At 61.3% G+C, this 19,951-nt stretch carries 17 protein-coding genes; 16 read left to right on the top strand and 1 reads right to left on the bottom strand.

Going from position 1 to position 19,951, the window contains the following annotated elements:
- The first annotated feature begins 8 nt into the window (after positions 1-8).
- From P3T24_RS23150 to P3T24_RS23075, 16 genes are all read left to right on the top strand, one after another.
- On the top strand, positions 9-1,226 hold the full coding sequence (locus P3T24_RS23150) for an acyl-CoA dehydrogenase family protein (protein ID WP_429438146.1): 1,218 nt from the start codon (positions 9-11) through the stop codon (positions 1,224-1,226).
- 129 nt (positions 1,227-1,355) lie between these two features.
- Complete coding sequence (locus tag P3T24_RS23145) at positions 1,356-1,700, top strand: DUF3088 domain-containing protein (protein WP_074266061.1); 345 nt, start codon at positions 1,356-1,358, stop codon at positions 1,698-1,700.
- A gap of 121 nt (positions 1,701-1,821) precedes the next feature.
- The gene (locus P3T24_RS23140) at positions 1,822-3,171 is read left to right on the top strand and encodes an LLM class flavin-dependent oxidoreductase (protein WP_429438143.1); all 1,350 of its coding nucleotides are present in this window, start codon (positions 1,822-1,824) and stop codon (positions 3,169-3,171) included.
- 38 nt (positions 3,172-3,209) lie between these two features.
- Entirely contained in the window at positions 3,210-4,556 is a 1,347-nt protein-coding gene (locus P3T24_RS23135; RefSeq protein ID WP_429438140.1) for an LLM class flavin-dependent oxidoreductase, read from the top strand.
- 17 nt (positions 4,557-4,573) lie between these two features.
- Entirely contained in the window at positions 4,574-5,566 is a 993-nt protein-coding gene (locus P3T24_RS23130; RefSeq protein ID WP_429438137.1) for a succinylglutamate desuccinylase/aspartoacylase family protein, read from the top strand.
- A gap of 239 nt (positions 5,567-5,805) precedes the next feature.
- Positions 5,806-6,354, top strand: a complete 549-nt coding sequence (locus tag P3T24_RS23125; protein WP_429438134.1) for a GNAT family N-acetyltransferase — start codon at positions 5,806-5,808, stop codon at positions 6,352-6,354.
- Between the two features lie 58 nt (positions 6,355-6,412).
- Entirely contained in the window at positions 6,413-7,354 is a 942-nt protein-coding gene (locus P3T24_RS23120) for an ABC transporter substrate-binding protein (RefSeq protein ID WP_429438131.1), read from the top strand.
- Between the two features lie 157 nt (positions 7,355-7,511).
- A complete protein-coding gene (locus tag P3T24_RS23115; RefSeq protein ID WP_429438128.1) occupies positions 7,512-10,040 on the top strand; it encodes a TonB-dependent receptor plug domain-containing protein in 2,529 nt (842 codons plus the stop codon).
- Between the two features lie 140 nt (positions 10,041-10,180).
- Complete coding sequence (locus P3T24_RS23110; protein ID WP_429438125.1) at positions 10,181-11,182, top strand: LLM class flavin-dependent oxidoreductase; 1,002 nt, start codon at positions 10,181-10,183, stop codon at positions 11,180-11,182.
- Between the two features lie 43 nt (positions 11,183-11,225).
- Positions 11,226-12,548: an LLM class flavin-dependent oxidoreductase gene (locus P3T24_RS23105; RefSeq protein ID WP_429438123.1), complete on the top strand. Its 1,323-nt coding sequence runs from the start codon at positions 11,226-11,228 to the stop codon at positions 12,546-12,548.
- 31 nt (positions 12,549-12,579) lie between these two features.
- Positions 12,580-14,412 (top strand): amino acid ABC transporter permease/ATP-binding protein, encoded by a 1,833-nt coding sequence (locus tag P3T24_RS23100; RefSeq protein WP_429438121.1) that lies wholly within the window; start codon positions 12,580-12,582, stop codon positions 14,410-14,412.
- 40 nt (positions 14,413-14,452) lie between these two features.
- Complete coding sequence (locus tag P3T24_RS23095) at positions 14,453-15,394, top strand: ABC transporter substrate-binding protein (RefSeq protein ID WP_429438118.1); 942 nt, start codon at positions 14,453-14,455, stop codon at positions 15,392-15,394.
- 41 nt (positions 15,395-15,435) lie between these two features.
- Positions 15,436-16,476 (top strand): LLM class flavin-dependent oxidoreductase, encoded by a 1,041-nt coding sequence (locus P3T24_RS23090; RefSeq protein ID WP_429438115.1) that lies wholly within the window; start codon positions 15,436-15,438, stop codon positions 16,474-16,476.
- 132 nt (positions 16,477-16,608) lie between these two features.
- Positions 16,609-17,052, top strand: a complete 444-nt coding sequence (locus P3T24_RS23085) for a GNAT family N-acetyltransferase (RefSeq protein ID WP_429404978.1) — start codon at positions 16,609-16,611, stop codon at positions 17,050-17,052.
- Positions 17,053-17,073: 21 nt separating this feature from the next.
- Positions 17,074-18,738, top strand: coding sequence for an ABC transporter substrate-binding protein (locus P3T24_RS23080; RefSeq protein WP_429404980.1), 1,665 nt, complete (start codon positions 17,074-17,076; stop codon positions 18,736-18,738).
- Between the two features lie 5 nt (positions 18,739-18,743).
- Positions 18,744-19,145: a transposase gene (locus tag P3T24_RS23075; protein WP_429404982.1), complete on the top strand. Its 402-nt coding sequence runs from the start codon at positions 18,744-18,746 to the stop codon at positions 19,143-19,145.
- A gap of 2 nt (positions 19,146-19,147) precedes the next feature.
- Here the strand turns inward: P3T24_RS23075 and P3T24_RS23070 are convergent, their stop codons facing one another.
- On the bottom strand, positions 19,148-19,540 hold the full coding sequence (locus P3T24_RS23070; protein WP_429404983.1) for an NUDIX hydrolase: 393 nt from the start codon (positions 19,538-19,540) through the stop codon (positions 19,148-19,150).
- Positions 19,541-19,951 lie beyond the last annotated feature (411 nt).

The following is a 19,951-nucleotide window of genomic DNA, read 5'->3' as shown; positions in this document are numbered from 1 at the left end:
ATGAAGGCATGCAGGTCTCCAACGACACCGCCGCACAGTCGCGGCTCCACGCGGCTTTATCCGCGTTGCCGGCTTTGGCTGAAGCGATCGGCGAAGACGCCGCGCAGCGCGAAACCAGGCGTGAGTTGCCGTTTGACGCATTCACGCTGTTTCGCGAGTCGGGGCTGGGTGTCTTGCGTCTTCCGCTGGAGTGGGGCGGTTTAGGTGGGACGCTGGAAGACCTGTTTCATGTCGTCACCACTCTGGCTGCGCATGAGTCCAATGTGGCGCACGCCTTGCGGATTCATTACGACCTGACCGAGTCGCTGGTGCTCTCGCCGCGCTCTACGTTCAACGATATTCAGATCGAACGCCTGCAGAAGGGTGCGATCTTTGGCGGAGCATCTACTGAACTCGGAACCGCACGTCCTGGCGAAATCACCACCAGACTGGTACGCGACGGCGGACATTATCGCGTGTCGGGTCGCAAATACTATTCGACGGGAACCGCGTTTTCCGACTATGCGCGCATCAACGTGCAGGATGAGAATGACGAGACCATGCAGATCGTGATTCCGGTGACACGTGAAGGTCTGCAGGTTCTCGATGACTGGGACGGCATGGGCCAGCGCATGACGGCAAGCGGCGGCCTCGTGCTCGACAATGTGCGCGTCTATACGCATGAAATCGCCGCACGTGGGAGCACCACGCTGGCAGGACGGCACGGCGGCGCGTTGCGGCAGTTGCATCTGGTGGCAGTGGCTGCCGGGATTGTGCGCAACATCGTGGCCGATGCGCGACGCTACGTGACGCAGTTCGGCCGGCCCGTGTTGCATAGCCCTGCGCCCTCGGCGCGCGAGGATGGTTTCGTGCAACAGGTGATCGGCGACCTCGCAGCGCATAGTCTGTCAATCGACGCCCTGGTGCAGCAAAATGCGCGCACGCTGGACCGCTCGGCGAACGCGATCCGCAAAGGCGTGAGCAATGCCGAAGAACTGGTGCTCGAAGGTGCGCTCGCCACGGCCAAGACCCAACTGGTCGTGAGCAAGCTGGCACTCTATGCAGGCGAACGTCTGTTCGAGGTGGGCGGAGCGTCGGCCACGGCGCGCTCGCACAACTTCGATCGCCACTGGCGCAATCTGCGCACGATCTTCAGTCATAACCCGCTGCTGCATAAGGCGCGGGTGATCGGCGATTACGAACTGAACGGCGTGACCACACATCTGACCGAGGGACGGGTGTTTTAGCTGCTTGCGAATCGGTTTTGATTTCCTTAAGTTGCTGGCCGCATATCCTTGTGCAGATTTATTCGTGGCGTGATGCCGTTCGAGGGTTGAGAATCGTTCGACTCATCCCCTATGGATCCGCCGCACATCATGAGCCGAGACCTTCTCTTACTCCTCGAACCGGGCTTTACCGATCCGAAGCATCCTGGCGAGCGCTTCATTTGCCCCCATGGCGCGCCCATCGAAGGGCTTCTTGCAAGCGACCCATCGAAGAGCGCCAGCCTCGACATCCAGCGTTTGCCGTTTGCGCGTCCACGCGAGGTGGCGATCCAGGCGCTCGATGCGGATCATCAGGGCCTGCCCGTGCTGATCCTCGGCGACGAGGCGCCGGTGCCCGACGACGCGCAGACGCTAGGCAGCAAGCGTTTCGTCACCGACACCAACCGCATTCTTGCGCTGCTCGCCGAACGTCACGGCTTCCCGAAGGTCCATTGACGCTGTCTGGCGGGCCCTCCACCGGTTCGCGCAGTCGAGCCGGTTGCGGGGCTGCGTTACACGCCGCTTGCACTTGCGCTCGCGAGGCGAGCGAAGACGATCCCGCTACGGAGACTTTCTCATGAGCCACGCTGCCGGCCGGCAAGCGCCGCGCCAGTTGCATCTGAACATCAATATCCTGCACTCTGGTTTCGTCCCGTCAGCGTGGCGAATCGCAGAGGCGGATCCGCACGCGTTCATCGATGTCGGTCATTACGTCCGTGTCGCGCAGATGGCCGAGGCAGCGAAATTCGATGCCGTGTTCCTCGCCGATAACGCGTCGATTGCCGATCAGATTAACTTTCGTACGATCACCGCGCTCGAACCGACGGTGCTGCTGGCGAGCATCGCGGCTGTTACTTCGCGCATTGGTGTGATCGGGACGGCATCGACTAGCTACAACGAGCCGTATAACATTGCGCGGCGTTTCGCGACGCTCGATCACGTCAGCGCAGGGCGCGCCGGCTGGAACGTCGTCACGACCGCCGACCTGGCCTCGGCGCGCAATTTCGGCCGCGAGGCGGTGCCCGACCACACCGAGCGCTACGCGCGCGCGGCCGAGTTCACCGAGGTGGTCAAGGCGCTCTGGGATAGCTGGGAAGACGACGCGTTCATCGGCGATAAAACCAGTGGACATTTCGTCGATACCGGCAAGGTTCATCCCGTCGCCCACCGCGGAAAATATTTCGATGTGCAGGGGCCGTTGAACCTGCCGCGCTCGCCGCAGGGGCATCCGGTACTCGTGCAGGCCGGAGCATCGCCGGATGGCCGCGATCTCGCGGCACGCCATGCTGAAGCAGTATTCTCTGCCTCACAGTCGTTTGAAGAGTCGCTCGCCTATGGCCGCGAGCTAAAGGCCCGCGCAGCAAGCTACGGGCGCAATGCAGTGAAGGTGTTGGCAGGCCTGACGACCATTATCGGCGCCACGGAAAGCGAAGCCTTGCGGCGACGCGACGAACTGGTCGATCTGATTCCCTGGAGCTACAGTGTGACGCGCCTCGCAGGCACACTAGGTATTCCTGCGGACAAACTCAAGCTCGACGAGCAACTACCCGACAATCTCACGCTACCGGGTGGCGGCAATGGTAACCATACCTTCTTTCACGCAACCATCGCGCAGGCCCGGCGGCATGGCTATACGGTGCGAGAGCTGATCCGTTCGCTTGCGGGTGGCGGTGGGCATCGCGTGATCGTCGGGACTCCCGAGCAGATCGCCGATGACATCGAGCATTGGTTCAACGCCGGCGCCGCCGATGGCTTTAACCTGATGCCCGACGTTCTGCCGGGCGGCCTGCAGGATTTTGCCGATGGCGTCGTGCCGCTCCTGCAGCAGCGTGGCATTTTTCGCACCGCTTATGAAGGCCGCACGTTGCGCGAGCACCTCGGCCTCGCGCGCCCCGATAACGGACGCGTCTGGCAAAAGAGCGCCTAAGCCCGCGCGTCGACTCCTCATCTTCAACGCTTATCACCATGCCCCAACGCACTGGCCAACTGCGCCTCGGCGCTTTTCTTTATCCCTCAGGACACCATATCGCAGCATGGCGTCATCCCGAAGCGCAGGCCGATGCTGGCGTCAATTTCAGGCACTACGTGAAGCTGGCCCAGGCGGCGGAAGCGGCAAAATTCGATCTGGTGTTTCTCGCGGATGGTGCCGGTACGCGTGGCGACAATGTGGAGTTTCTCAGCCGCACGGCGCACAGCTACGTCGCGCAGTTCGAACCGATTACGTTGCTATCCGCGCTGGCGGCCGTCACGGAACATGTGGGTCTGGTCGCAACGGCCTCCACCAGCTTCAACGAGCCGTACCACATCGCCCGCAAATTCGCGTCGCTCGACCACATCAGCGGCGGGCGCGCGGGATGGAACCTGGTCACTTCGTCCAATGAGCATGAGGCAAAGAACTTCAACCGCGACAAGCATTTCGAACACGCGGAGCGCTATGAGCGCGCAATCGAATTTGCCGAGGTAGTAGAGGGTCTGTGGGACAGTTGGGAGGACGATGCATTCCTGCGCGACAAGGATCAAGGACGCTTCTTCGATCCGGAGCGGCGGCATGTCCTTGATCACAAGGGGCGCTTTTTCCAGGTCAGGGGCCCGCTGAATGTAGCCCGTTCGCCGCAGGGGCATCCGGTCGTCGTGCAGGCTGGATCGTCGGAGGCGGGGCGCGACCTTGCAGCCCGCACGGCGGAGGTTATCTTCACAGCGCAGCAGACGCTCGAGGACGCCATCGATTTCTATTCGGACGTTAAGGGACGCCTCGCACAATATGGCCGGCACCCGGACGACCTGAAAATCATGCCTGGCGTGTTTCCCATCGTGGGCCGCAGTGAAAGCGAGGCGCGGGAGAAATTCGAGCAGTTGCAGGCGCTGATCGATCCAAAGGTGGGCCTTGCACTGGTGTCAGGGCTGACTGGCGGCTTTGATCTATCCGGCTATCCGCTCGACGGTCCGATCCCCGAATTGCCCGAGACGAATGCGAGCAAGAGCCGTCAGTTGTTGACGCTTGAGTTGGCGAGGCGCGAGAATCTGACGATCCGGCAGTTGTATCTGCGGGTAGCAGGTGCCCGAGGGCACTGGCAACTCGTCGGTACGCCGGCGCAGATTGTCGATCAGCTCGAGGAGCGCTTCGTGAAAGGCGGTGCCGACGGTTACAACGTCATGCCGCCGGTCCTGCCGGCCGGGCTGGACGATTTTGTCGAACTCGTGATCCCCGAGCTTAGACGACGCGGCCTGTTCCGCAGCGAATACGAGGGCCGCACGTTGCGCGACAATCTGGGACTTCGACGACCGGTCAACCGCTATGCTCGAGCCGCGTGAGGCAACGAGGGAACCCGATGAGCACCATCCACAATGAAGTCGATCTCGATGCCGATGGACGTCATGTCGGTTATCTGCGCCTGCCTTATTCGGTGCATCGCTCCGCGTACGGATGGGTGCCGATTCCGATCGCATCGGTGCGCAATGGCGATGGCCCCGTCGTGCTGCTCATGGGTGGCAACCACGGTGACGAATATGAAGGACAGGTACTCGTTTCCAGCCTGATCCGCGAGATCGAGCCTCAGTGGGTGCGCGGTCAACTGATTTTCCTGCCGATGGCGAATTTTCCGGCGGCTGCGGCGGGGCTCAGGACTTCGCCGCTCGATGGCGGCAATCTGAACCGCAGTTTTCCAGGTGATGCCCAAGGTTCGCCAACGGCGGCGATCGCCGATTACATCGAGCACACGCTGCTGGCGCGCTCGCAATATCTGATCGACGTGCATTCGGGCGGCAGTTCGCTGCTCTACGACGGCGCCAATATGCTGGCCATCGAGCCGCGCGATCCTGAGGAAGAGGAGCGGCTCAAAGCGTTGCTCGCCGCGTTCGGCTTACCGCGAGCGTTTTTGCATCGGCCGAATCCCGTCCATGCAGCGAGCGCAGCGCGCCGCCAGGGCGCCATCTCCATTCTCACTGAACTCGGAGGCGGCGGTACCGTGCAGGCCAGGCTGCTGCGCGATGCGCGGCAAGGCCTGCTGAATCTGCTGGGTTTCATCGGACTGCTGAGCGGCCCGCTCGTGCCCGACGGGCCACCCGCACAAACACGCTTCTTTACTGTGTCCGGCTCACGTCATTACGTGTATGCCTACGATCGCGGCGTGTACGAGCCGCTCGTCGAACTCGGCGACCAGGTCGTGACCGGCCAGCCCGCGGCACGCATTCATTTCCCGGATACGCCGCTGCGTGAGCCGGTCACGACGTTCTTCGCGGCAGCGGGCGAGGTTGTCTGCAAGCGCGTGCCGGCCGCAGTAGAGCGTGGCGACTGTCTATTCCATCTCGCCGAACCCGTTTGAAAGCAATCCGAAATAAATAGTCCGCCAATATTGCGGCAATTCTAACGCTTTATTCTCGATCGAATAATCCGTTAATGCAGCGCGAATTATATATATGGACTCCCTGGAATAACCATACGTAAATTGTTTGGTTCGATCCTCAATAGCAGCCTGTTATCTTCTTTTTAATTCGACGGACATCAAGGTCGGACGGAAAAAAGATTCAACAAAAAAGGGGAAACACGATTCCCCTGTCTGCTATGACATACGAAATCATCGATACCACATTGCTGGATCCCGTTGCGCAGCCTCTGCTGGATGCGCTGAATGTCGAGTACACCACCCGCTATAGCGAGTTTCGGCCCGCCGGATCTGCCACGGTGAGCGAAGAGCTCGCGCGCTATCCAGCCGAACTGTTCGTGCCGCCCGAAGGGGCGTTCATTGTGATCCTGCACAACGGAGAGACGGTCGGTGGCGGCGCTTTCAAGCGCTATGACGCGACGACAGCGGAACTCAAGCGTATCTGGACCCATGCGAGTCAGCGGCGTCAGGGCCTCGCGCGCCGCGTCGTTCAGGAGCTCGAAACACGTGCGATACGCCAGGGTTATCGCCGCGTGTATCTGACGACCGGTTTCCGGCAGCCGGAGGCTGCTGGACTCTATACCCATGCCGGCTACGAACCCCTGTTCGATCGTTCGATCGCACCGGAGATCCATTTTCGTCTTCCGTTCGGTAAGGATTTGCTGGAGCCGGGCCGTACCGATTCATTACGCGATCTGATCCACCCTGGGCCGCTCGGCCGCCGGTAGGAAAGCACGCGTATTACCCGTCGATCAGATCGTCTATTTCAACAAGGCATATCAAGTCATGAAGCAAAGTCGGAAAGTCTTATTGGCAGTGGCCGGAACGTTCTTCGCTTTGGCACTGGGCGTGGCCGGTACGGCGTGGGCCGCGAGCGCGTTCAATCTGAGCCCGGATCAGCACGATCGTGTCCGGGCCACGCCTGATGCGGCGGCGATCAAGGCCGTGCCGCCCTCGTTTCAGTTCGCCTCGAAGGACGAACTGGTGATCGGTATGGCAGTCGCGTGGCCGCCGCTTGGCGCGTACGCAACGGACGAAAAGACGGTGGTCGGATTCGACCCGGACCTCGCGCAACTGGTGGCTGACGGCCTCGGCCGCAAGCTGAAAATCGTCGTGCTTGCCTGGGAAGACTGGCCGCTCGCCTTGCAGTCGGGCAAGGTCGATGCGGTTTTATCGAACGTGACCGTTACCGAAGAGCGTAAGGAGAAGTTTGATTTCTCGACCTATCGTCGCGATGTGCTCGGGTTCTACGTAGCGGATTCGAGCCCGATCAAGGTGATCCGTGAACCGAAGGACGTCGCAGGACTGCGTGTCATTACCGATTCTGGAACAAACCAGGAAAAGATCCTGCTCGCGTGGGACAAGGAAAATGTCGCGCATGGTCTGAAGCCGGTTCAGGTTCAGTACTACGACGACATCGCCGTGCGCGATGTGGCGCTGCGCTCGGGACGTGCCGATGTGATTCTGAGCGTCAACTCGGCACTCGCCTACGAGGCCGCGCAGAAGGGCGGCATACGGGCGGTGGGTACTATCAGCGGCGGCTGGCCGACTCTCGCCGATGTCGCGATTACCACCCGCAAGGGTAGCGGTCTCGCTGCGCCGCTCACGCTGCTGCTGAACGACCTCATTAGCAGCGGGAAATACACTCAGGCTCTCGACCGCTGGAGTCTGGGCTCCGAAGCGATCGACAAGGCCCGGACAAATCCGCCAGGTCTGCCGAAAAGCTAGCTTGGACGGGCAGCGCGAGCTGCCCGGATGAAGCTCTGCTTTATCTCTTCACCGTATTTCATCAGTATTACTAAGAACTAATAGATTGCTCCTCGCACTGCCGAAATCAGCCGGTGTGGCGGAGCGTTGTCTTCGCCTACGACCAACGGACAGTTCGATGCGCAAGAAAAACAGGAAAAATGAGGCTGCCCCGGCCGCCGCCGGAGTTCGCATAAAGTTGCTCTCGGCCGCCGTTCTGGCGATTACATGCAACGGCGCGGCATGGGCACAGGGCGCAACCGTGCCGGCGCCGGCGAGCGATGCCGCAGCGACCGCGGCCGGAGCTCAGCCCGCGGCAACAGTCCCTAACGCGGCGCAGTCCGAGAAAACAGCTCCGGCAGCGAAACACGCTGTCGCTAACGGTACCGTGCAGCAGGACACCGTCGTCGTGACCGGCACACGCACGAGTACGAAGGCGAGCCAGAGCCTGACCCCGATCGACGTGATCAGCGGTGCGCAGTTGCAGTCTACCGGGCAGAGCAACCTGCGGGACGCACTCGTCAAACTGTCGCCGTCGATTACACGGGAAACCTACGCTGGGGATACGGCGCAGTTGACCGATGCGCTGTCGCTGCACGGCCTGACGCCGGACCACGTGCTCGTGCTGGTGAACGGCAAACGTCGCCATACGACAGCCAATATCGCACTCGACGGTGGTCTCAACCAGGGTTCGACGGGCGTCGACATTGACATGATCCCGGTCGCGCTGATCGATCACATCGAAATCCTGCGTGACGGTGCTTCGGCGCAGTACGGATCGGACGCGATTGCCGGTGTGATCAACATCATCCTGAAGTCGGCCTCGCACGGGGGCTCGCTGCAGACGACAAGCGGCCAGACTTACGACGGCGACGGCTTCAAGAACGGCGAGTCCGCCAATATCGGCCTGAATCTCGGCGATCATGGCTTTCTCGACCTCGCAGCAGAATATGACCGCCAGAATCACACGGTCCGCACCGGTCCCGACGATTATTTCGGAACCTTCCAGCCCGGGCATGGCTACTACAACCCGATCGAGGGCGACCCGGCCAGCACACGGGAGTCAGTGGGCTTCAATGCGGGGTATTACCTCGGCGACGACGTCGAACTGTATGGCTTTGGCACCTACGCTCACCGCGATGCCGAGGCTTACCAGAACTATCGTCCGCCTTCGGTGTTGCCGCAGGTGTATCCCGGCGGCTTCGTGCCCACTGAGACGGTCAACGAAAACGACTATTCAGTCACCGCGGGCGCCAAAGGCCAGAATCTGTTCGGCTGGTCCTGGGATCTGAGCACGACCTATGGTGGCGACAATGAAGGCATAGGCCTGGTCAACTCGGCCAACACCGCACTGTACGCGGCGGATGGCTTTACGCCGACCAGTTTCCACCTTGCCACCGTCAGCAACACGCAACTGACGAACAACCTGGATTTCTCGCGGGCATTCCAACTGCCGCTGCTGCCGGCGCCGGTCAACGTGTCGTTTGGTCTTGAACAGCGGCGTGAGACCTACAGCGTGGGGCCCGGCGATGAGTATTCCTATCTGTTAGGTGGGGCACAGGCGTTGCCGGGGCTTGCGCCCGTTAGCGCCAGCGACAACTCGCGCAACGTGCTCGGCACGTATATCGACCTCTCTACCCACCTGACGCAGAAATGGACGGTCGATCTGGCGGGACGCTTCGAGCATTACAGCGATGTCGGCGACACGACGAATGGCAAGATCTCGACGCGTTACGACTTCACGCCGCAGATTGCAGTGCGCGGCAGTGTCAGTACCGGATTTAGGGCGCCGTCTCTCGCTGAGGAGTACTACAGCAACGTCAACGAATCGCCGGCATCGGTTAGCGGCCTTCTGGCGGCCAATTCGGCAGCGGCGAAGCTGATCGGCGCGCAGCCGTTGAAGCCAGAGGAGTCGACCAACTACAACATCGGCCTCGTGCTGACGCCCGTCAAGAACCTCAATGTGACGATCGACGCTTACCAGATCGATATTCGCAACCGGATCGTCGAAGGCGGCACGGCCTCTGGCGCGGCGGCGATCGCAGCAATGGAGGCCGCAGGGTTGTCGGTGCCAAGTTCGGTGCCAGCGTCAGCCGTGTCTGCGAGCTACTTCACGAACGGTGCGAGTACGCGTACCCGTGGCCTCGACCTGTCCGGCACCTGGCACACCAGCTTTGGTGCTTATGGGCAGGTGGACTGGGATCTCGGTGTGAATCTGAATACAACGTCGGTCACGCACGTGGCGAACGGGGCGAATGGTCAACCAGAACTCAACGCGCAGCAGATCGCCTGGCTGACCACGGCGACGCCGAAGAACAAGATCATCATCGGCGGCACCTGGCATCTCGACAAGTGGGGCGTGAGTCTGCACGAGACGCGCTTTGGTTCGACCTCGAGCGAGGAAACCTACATCGTGGGGCCTAATGCGTTCTCGACGACGCAGTTCATCCACTTCGAGAACGCAGCGCGATACGTCACCGACCTCGAGGTCCGGTACGACGTGACGAAGCGATTCCAGATAGCGGCGGGGGCCAACAACCTGTTCAACGTCTATCCGTCGAAGCTCCCGTACCAGGCTCAGCTCGAAGGCGCGCAATACGACGCGTTTGCTTCGACGATCGGCGAGGACGGCGGTTTCTACTATCTGCGTGCCCGCTACACGTTCTGACGTAATTCGTCATATGCATAGCAAAATTTGCTCGAACGACATCGGCTTGCGATGGCGATAATGGAACAAGCGGATGTCACCCGGCAAGTTTCCCGTAACTCTGTTCCCGCGCGAGTTTTAGTGTGCGGGGAGGTATCGATATGTCCTATTCCCTTTCGATTCTCGACAAAAGTCCGATTGCCGACGGAACGAATGCTCACGACGCGCTGCGCTTTACCGTCCGGCTCGCGCAACGTGCGGAAGCGTTGGGTTACAAGCGTTACTGGATTGCAGAGCATCATGGCGCGCCAGGGCTCGCCAGTTCCGCGCCTGAGATTGTGGTGTCCCATCTGCTCGCGCATACGTCGCACATCCGCGTGGGTTCCGGTGGCGTGATGCTGCAGCATTACAGCCCTTTTAAGGTGGCCGAAGCGTTCCGCGTGCTCGCGTCTCTGGCGCCGGGCCGCGTCGACCTGGGCGTCGGCAAGGCGCCGGGCGGCTTGCCGCTGACGACGCGCGCGCTTCAATGGTCTCACGACAAGACAAAGAAGCCTGACTTCGCCCATCAGCTCGCCGAACTGGACGCGTTCCTCAAAGCGGGCGTGGACGTCGATCATCCTTTGGCTGGAGCAATCGCGTTGCCCCAGCCGCCCGAAGCGCCGCAAGGCATCCTGCTAGGCGGCAGCCCGGAAAGTGCTGCGCTTGCCGCGAAACACGGCTGGCAATTCTGCTATGCCGGTCACTTTAACGGCGATAGCGACAGCATCGGCCGCTCCATTGATACGTACCGCGATGCGACAGGACGTACGCCGCTGCTTGCGCTCTACGCGTTTGCTGCGGAGTCCAAAGCAGAGGCTCAACGTCATGTTGGTCCATTGCGTATTTTCAAACTGCGGCTCGCCACCGGGCAGAGCGTGAATCTTCCCAGCCCCGAGGCCGCAGCGGAGTTCGCGCGGCAAACCGGCGTGAGCGACTACCGCCTCGACGAACTGCATCCGCACGTCGTTACCGGTACCGCAGACGACGTGCATCAGGAACTCGACGCATTGCACGAGCGCTTCGGCATCGAGGAATTCGTGATCGACACCCCTGTAGCGGACTATGCGCTGCGACTCGCTTCGTTCGAAGCACTATCCCCTGTAGAACAGGCCGCGCGCGTCTGACCGCGCCTACATTCACGCTCATTTTCGTTTACCGGATCCAATCATGACCCAGCGAAATCTCACTTTCGGCATCATGCTGCATGGCGCAGGCGGCCATATGAATTCCTGGAAGCATCCGGCTGGCCCCGCCGATGCCAGCGTCAACCTCGATTTCATCACGGGTATCGCGCAGAAGGCGGAGGCCAACGGCGTTGCATTTGCTTTCGTAGCCGATGGCCTTTATATCAACGAGAAGTCGATTCCCCATTTCCTGAACCGTTTCGAGCCGATTTCGATCCTGTCGGCGCTGGCGACCGCCACCTCGAAGATCGGTTTGGCGGGCACGCTCTCGACTTCGTACAGCCATCCGTTTACGGTAGCACGGCAGTTCGCTTCGCTTGACCTGATTAGCGGCGGACGCGCGGGATGGAACGTCGTGACCTCGCCGCTCGAAGGCTCCGCGAAGAACTATGGCGGCGAGCATCCCGATCACGAACTGCGTTATCAGATCGCCGACGAATATCTGGAGGCGGTGCAGGGACTATGGGACAGTTGGGATGACGATGCATTCGTGCGCGACCGCGAGAGCGGACGTTTCTTCGATCGCGAGAAGTTGCATACGCTCAACCATAAGGGCCGTTTCTTCGAGGTGGCGGGCCCGATCAATATCCAGCGTTCACCTCAGGGACAGCCGGTGATTTTCCAGGCAGGCTCATCGGATTCCGGCATTGCGCTTGCCGGCAAGTATGCGGATGCGGTGTTTACCCATTCGCCATCGCTCGAAGAAACGCGGGCGTTCGCCGAGAGCGTGAGGCAGAGCGCAGTCGATCACGGGCGCGCGGCGAGCGATGTCAAGATATTCCCGGGCATTGGGCCGATCGTCGGCGCGAGCGCAGAGGAGGCGGAAGCGAAGTACCGCGTGATCCGCGACCTGATCTCGATAGAGGAGGCGCTCGCCTATCTGGGCCGTTTCTTCGAACACCACGACTTCACGCAATACCCGCTTGACGAGCCGTTCCCCGAACTCGGTGACCTCGGCAAAAACAGCTTCCGTTCGACCACCGACCGCATCAAGGCCGAGGCGAAGAAGAATGGCTCGACCTTGCGCGAGGTCGCATTGGAAGTGACGACACCGAAGCCTCAATTCATCGGCACAGGCGAGCAGATCGCGGACGAACTGATTCGCTGGTTCGACGCCGGTGCGTCCGATGGTTTCATCCTGGGTTTCCCGGTGCAGGCCGAGGGTTTCGACGACTTTGTGCGCTACGTGATCCCGGCGCTGGAGGCGCGCGGCCGCTATAGCCGCACGCTCGCCGGCCAAACGCTGCGTGATCATCTTGGGTTGCCGCGACGCGAAAGCCGCTACGCTGCCGCGGAAACGGCATGACTGACGTAGCGCGAGGCAGGAGAGCAGAATCATGAGCGACACCACCCAGCGGTTTCCCGGCACGGCTCACGCAGGCCACGCAAGCGACGACGCAGCAGGTCCCGAATACGCGCACTATCGGATCGTTCCCGCAAGGCACCATGCGCGCACGGCAGGAACCGTGCTGGCGATCGCGCTGATCGCGATCGTGGCGAATTCGGTACTCGGCAATCCGCGTTGGGGCTGGGGCGTCTTCGCGCAGTGGTTTTTTGCTGGGCCCGTGCTCGAGGGGCTAGGGCGTACGCTGGTGCTGACGGGGCTCGGCGCGTTGTTCGGCTTCACGCTCGCGGTACCGCTTGCACTGGCGAGAGTATCGCGTTCGCCGTTACTGGCCGGCTGTGCGTGGGCGTTTATCTGGCTATTCCGTTCGATCCCGCCGATCGTGCTGTTGCTACTGTTAAACAACCTTGGCTATCTGTACGAGACGATCTGGATCGGGGTTCCGTTTACGCATATTGCACTACTGAATGAATCGACCACCGATCTGATCAGTCCGTTTTTCGCGGCCGTGCTTGGACTCACGCTGAACCACGCGGCGTTTTCGGCCGAGGCTATCCGTGGTGGGATTCTCTCCGTCGACCACGGGCAGCGTGAGGCCGGTGCGGCGCTGGGTCTGCCGGGTGGCCGCCAGGTGCGTCGTATCGTGTTGCCACAGGCGATGCGCGCCATTCTGCCGACAGCGTTCAACGATGTAATCGGTCTCGCGAAAGGCACCTCCGTCGTCTACATCCTCGCGATGCCGGATCTGTTCTATACGGTGCAGATCATTTATCACCGCAATCTGGAAGTCATTCCGCTGCTGATGGTCGCGACGATCTGGTATCTGATCATCCTCACGGTGTTGTCGGCGATTCAGGTTCACATCGAACGGTACTATGCCCGCGGTGCGACGCGCGAGCAGGTGGCGTTGTCGCCGTTGACTGCATTGTTCGGCCGGTGGCGTAATGCGCGCGCTGCACCTGGTGAAAGCGCAGGCGAGCTTGGGAGCCGATCTGGCGTGGGGGCAGAAACCAGCAGCGAATCCAGCAGCGAAGCGGGCAAAGTCGGCTGGGCGCAGCGACGGATCGGCGGCAAGGTGGGCATCCATAACGTCTCGAAGAGCTTCGGCACCCTAAAGGTTCTCGATAACATTTCGCTGGCGTTTCCTTCGGGCAGCGTCACCGTGATTCTCGGTCAGTCGGGCTCGGGCAAGTCGACGCTGCTGCGCTCGATCAACCACCTCGAACGCGTGGACGATGGCTTCATTGATATCGACGGCGAGCTGATCGGCTATCGCCGCGACGGACGCACGCTCTACGAGCTCAAGGAGAAGGACATCCTGCAGCGGCGACGCGCGGATGTCGGCATGGTGTTTCAGAGCTTCAACCTGTTTCCGCACCTGAGCGTGCTCGACAACGTCATCGAGGCGCCGCTGGCCTCAGGTGTGCCGCGCGCGCAGGCCCAGGCTGAGGCGCGCACACTGCTCGCGCGCGTAGGACTCGGCGACAAGGCCGATGCATGGCCGCGCCAGCTATCGGGCGGTCAGCAACAACGTGTGGCGATTGCGCGTGCGCTTGCACTGAAACCGAAAGTACTACTGTTTGACGAGCCGACGTCCGCACTCGATCCGGAGCTGGTCAACGAGGTACTTGACGTGATCCGCCAGCTTGCACGTTCGGGCACGACGCTGATCATTGTCACGCATGAAATCGGTTTCGCGCGCGAGGTCGCCGACACGATCGTATTCATGGACGGTGGACGCATAGTCGAAGCGGGGCCGCCGTCGCGCGTGCTTGGCGATCCGGCGCAGGCTCGCACGCGTGAATTCCTCTCGAAGGTGCTGTGAGCGTATGCGACGAATGAAACACAACGGCTTAGGATCCCTGATGACCGGCCGACGGACGTTCATGATGGAGATGGCCGCGCTGGCTGCGTTGCCGTTTGCATGGTCTGCCGAACCAGCGTATGCGGCAACACAGGTTTACGACTTCAGCCCGGAGCAGAAAGAGCGTATCCGCGCGCCCAGGGATCTGGACGCGCAGCGCCTGCTCGCAGGCTATCGCTTCGTGACGCCAGGCGTGCTCACGGTGGCGATAGCGCCGTTCGATCCGCCCATCGCGACGTACGCGACCGACGCCCGTAGCATCGTGGGCTCCGATCCCGATTACGCGCAGCTCGTCGCCGATGCGCTCGGCCTGCGTCTGCTGCTGGTGCCTGTCGCGTGGCCCGACTGGCCGCTGGGTCTCGCGTCAGGTAAATACGACGCGGTGATCTCGAACGTCGGCGTCACCGAGAAACGCAAGCAGAAGTTCGACTTTACGACGTACAGGCTGGGTCTGCATGGGTTCTATGTGAAGTCGGACAGCGCCATCAGGTCGATCCGCGAACCGAAGGATATCGCGGGGCTGCGCATCATCACCAGTTCCGGGACGATCCAGGAGCGGATCCTGCTCGAATGGAATCAGAGGAACACCGCACATGGGCTGAAAGAGGCGAGCCTGCAGTACTACGACGACAGCGCCGCTAACCGGCTGGCGCTGCTGTCGGGCCGCGCCGATGCCATCTTCAATCCAGATCCGACGCTCGCCTATGAGGCCGCGACGCAAGGACAGATCCGCCAGGTAGGCACGGTCAACGCGGGCTGGCCGAACAACGCGGACGTCGCGATCGCGAGCCGCAAGGGCAGTGGCATCGCGCCGGCGCTGACGGCGGCGACCAATGGGCTGATCCGCGGCGGCCAGTATCGCGCGGCGCTCGCGCGCTGGGGCCTGCAAACAGAGGCCGTCGAGCACTCGGAGACCAATCCTGCCGGCTTTCCGGATGCGTGATCGAAGGCGCTTACGAGCCAGAACAACCAGAGAGGGCATTTATGTGTGCGGTCCGCATTGATCACCTTGCTTTCCTCACGCCGGGCAACTATGCCGACGATGCGCCGCTCGCCGGTTTCGAGCGGACGCTTGAACTGTTTGGCGTCGGCGAGGCGCTTGGCTACGACAGCGCGTGGGTGCGTCAGCGCCACCTGGAACGAGCGGTCTCCTCGTCGGCGACGTTCCTCGCGGCTGCCAGCCAGCGTACGACGCGGATCGGCCTCGGCACCGCGGTCATCCAGATGGGCTACGAGAATCCATTTCGTCTTGCCGAGGACCTTGCCACCGTCGATGTGCTGTCGCGCGGCCGCCTCAACATCGGGCTCAGCGCAGGTGCCCCGGCGCACGGCATCCTGCTCGGTGAACGGCTTTTCGATGCGAATCCCGAACTGATCGACTTCTCACATGCGCGAGTCGAGCGTCTGCGCCACAATCTCGCCGGTGAATGGCTCGGCGCGGAAGACACCTTCATCGAATCGGCGGCGGGCCGCGTGCGGCCTCGTGTGACGCCCTATGCGGCGGGTCTCACCGAGCGGCTCTGGTATGGCGGCGGTTCGCGACGCTCGATCGAATGGGCCGGCCGCAATGGCTTCAATCTGCTGATCGGCAACATCACAACCGGTGAGGGAACCGACGATTACCGCCAAGCGCAGCTACGCCAGCTCGAACTGTTCCACTCGCACTGGCGCGAAGCGCGCTCGCCGCGTATCGCGCTGGGCCGCGTGATCGTGCCGACCGATGGCGCCGATGCCAGGACGCGGCAACGATATCGAGAGTTCGCCGAGGGACGCCACGCACGTACTTTGACTGCGCATGGCGAGCGCCGTACCTTGTTTGCGCCCGATCTGGTTGGTACTGCAGACGAGATCGTCGCGCGCCTGCTTGAAGATCCGGTCGTTGGACAGGTTCGCGAACTGCGCCTCGAACTGCCCTACGACCTTCCGTTTGACAACTATCAGCAGATCCTCGAGGACTTCGTGATACGCATCGCACCTGAACTGGGCTGGCGGCCCGAGGCCGCACGAGAACCTGTCGCGGCGTAGCAGCCACACATATTGCCGTATCGATTGATTGACCTTATGACACAAGCCGAAGCCACATCCGTTTCCACTGTTCCGACACAGATTCACACCGTGCCCGACGACCGCCTCATTTATGTTTTGGGGAACGACCCGTTGGCGCGTCCTCTTTTTGAAGAGCTCGCCTACGAATACAGCAGTCGTTACGCGGGCCTGATCGACACCGACGAGATCGCGAGAGAGATGCGGCGCTATCCGGTGGAGGCTTTCGCGCCGCCGCACGGTGCGTTCCTGCTTTTGCTGCGAGACGGGCAGGCCATAGCGGGTGGCGCGTTCATGCGCCATGCCGACCCGGGCACTACCGAGTTCAAACGCATCTGGGCGAGCCGCAAGCATCGGCGTCAGGGTCTCGCACGGCGCATTCTCATCGAACTGGAGGCGCATGCGGTTCGTCTGGGTTATACGCGCGTGTTCCTCAGTACCGGACCGCGTCAGCCAGAGGCCATTGCCCTGTATCAGACCAATGGCTATACCTTGATGTCCGCACACGACTTCGGTGAGGACCAGCCGCCGGGATATCTGTTCGAGAAGTACCTGTAGCGTTTTCTACCCAACCTATCAATGATCAACCGTTCCTTGAAAAAATCAGCGCTTGCTGTGCGGCGCGTTGCGCTTGCGTCCATATCCCTCTGCGTCGCATCGTTCAGCCTGTTGACGGCTACACTGCCGGTTGCCACGCCGGCGTATGCAGCCAGCGGCAAGACCCTGGTGTTCTGCACTGAGGGCAGTCCGGCCGGGTTCGACCCGGGTCAGCACACAACCGGTACCGATTTCGACGCCAGCAGCAGCGCGGTCTACAACGAACTGGTGGAATTTCGCCCCGGCACGCTCGACCTCGAGCCAGCGCTCGCGACGAGCTGGGAGGTGTCCGAAGATCAGCGGACGTACACGTTTCATCTGCGGCATGGTGTGAAGTTTCATACGACGGCGTGGTTCAAGCCCACTCGCGATTTCGACGCGGATGACGTGCTGTTCACTTTCAACCGCATGCTCAATCCCGACGATCCGTTTCGCCGGGCTTATCCGACGAGTTTCCCGTATTTCAGCGATCTGGGCTTCGACAAGAACCTCGAGCGGATCGACAAAGTGGACGACTACACGGTGCGCTTCCAGCTAAAACAGCCGGACGTGATCTTCGTGCGCAATGTCGCGATGAGCTTTGCATCGATCCTGTCCGCGCAATACGCAGCACAACTGAGCGCTGCGCATCGCGAGGCCGATATCAACCAGTTGCCGGTCGGCACTGGTCCGTTCGTGTTCCGTTCCTATCAGAAGGATGCCCTGATCCGTTACGACGCCAATCCCGACTATTGGCGCCCGGAAGACGTGAAACTCGCGCACCTGATCTTTGCCATTACGCCCGACCCAGGTGTGCGGGCCCAGAAGCTCGCGAGCGGCGAATGCCAGGTGTCGGTGTACCCACGTCCCGCGGATCTGGAGGTGATCAAACGCAACCCCGACCTGACCTTGATTACAGGCGTGGGCTTCAATGTAGGCTTTGTTGCGTACAACACGCAGCACACGCCGCTGGACCGCGTCGAAGTGCGGCGCGCGCTCGATATGGCGATCGATAAGCCCGCCATTATCAAGGCCGTTTTCGCAGGCAACGCGACCATCGCGACCAATCCGATGCCGCCGTCCCAATGGTCGTACGACAAACAGTTAAAGGATGCGCCGTACGATCCCGCGAAGGCGAAGACATTGCTGGCGCAGGCGGGCTTCCCGAACGGTTTCGACATCTCGCTGTGGGCGATGCCGGTGCAGCGTCCCTACAACCCGAATGCGCAGTTGATGGCGCAACTCATCCAGCAGGATTGGGCGAACATCGGCGTGCGCGCCAGAATCGTCAGCTACGAGTGGGGTGAATACAATCGCCGCGCGAAGCAGGGCGGTGAGCACGACGCGATCCTCTACGGCTGGTCGGGCGACAATGGCGACCCCGACAACTGGCTCGGCACCTTGCTCGGTTGCGATGCGGTGCATGGCAGCAACGTGTCGAAGTGGTGCGATCCCAGCTTCGATGCCTTGATCGTCAAGGCACGCTCGAGCTCCGACACCGCAGTACGCACGACGCTTTATGAGCAGGCCCAGGTAATCTTCAAGCAGCAGGTGCCTTATACGCCGATCGCACATTCGATCGTGTCGTTGCCTGCATCGAAGCGCGTGAAAGGGCTCGTATTTTCGCCGCTCGGAAGTCACCGGTTCGACGGCGTCTGGCTGGAGTAAACGACATGAGCCAGTTTGAGGAGTTGACCGACAGCGAATGGGCCCTGATCGAGGGATTGTTCTGCAACGAAGTGGCGCCGCCCGAGCGCTCAGGAAGACGGCGAGTGGAGCCGCGCACCGTGGTCAATGCGGTGCTGTGGGGACTGTCGACCGGGCATGGCTGGTCCAGGTTGCCCGGCCGGTATCCATCACGCCCGACCTGCGTGCGTCGCTTTGACGAGTGGCAGGCCGACGGCACGCTTGCCGAAATCGTCAGACGGCTCAATGCCGGCGGCCGGACAGTGTCGCCGCGTGGTGCAATTGGCGATGCGTTCAAACATCGTGCCGCGAACCCGGATCACGCTCGTCTGAAACGTCTGTCGTGGAGCAGTCCGCAAACGTGGCGCGCGCCGGTCGACGTGATCTGAAACTAGATTTGCGCGTGCCACGCAAGAATCGAGCGGCGGTATCCCGAGGGAAGCGGCTCCGGCAATGCATCCACGTCGAATGTCCCCACCTGCAAATGCTCTTCGCTGATCGAAGGCGAGAACGTCCCGTCGATCCGGCATCCATACGTCACGATAAATACAAAGCGCTCGGGGATCACTTCGAACAGGTAGCTATCGAGAATCCTGCAGGGCGTGACGGTTGCCGCCAGCTCTTCTTCGAACTCCCGGGCAACGGCCTGCTCGGGAGTTTCGCCCACTTCAAGCCGGCCGCCGGGCAGCTCCCACTCCTGCCGCTCGTTCAGCAGCAGGATGACCTGGCCGGGCGCGCTGAATGCCACGCCTTTAACTGATACCGGAAAGCGGTCGTTGTTCATCTGCGGTATGCCATGTCGCGCGGCGGCGCGTTCGTTGACCGGCCAGCGCCGGCGATTCACGGAATTGACGAAATACAGTCTTCGATTAATCCGGATCTGTCGATCACAATTTCGTAATAAACCAGGCTAAAACGCGCCTTAAAAAGAGCGGGCCGCTGACCCCTATCCGGTTGCCTTTGCGAGTGCACGCAGCTTGTGCGTGCGACGCAGGTGAATCAAGGCCCAGCCGGTTCGCACAACCGAAATAATACAAAATGCTTTCGATGAACTTCCGATTACCTGTGATTTCAGCCAATCGTCCGCTTCAAGTCCGTATCTTTCAGTGCGTTTATAAAACGTTCATATTCGAATGCTCCAATGCGTCGGCGTAATCGAGCTGATAACACGCTGTACTCCTTTAACAAAGCGGCT

The sequence above is a fragment of the Paraburkholderia sp. GAS33 genome, assembly GCF_050436645.1.
Taxonomy (GTDB): Bacteria; Pseudomonadota; Gammaproteobacteria; order Burkholderiales; family Burkholderiaceae; genus Paraburkholderia; species Paraburkholderia phenazinium_B.
Note: the sequence above shows the minus strand (reverse complement) of the source record. Positions and strands in the feature narration are given on the sequence as shown.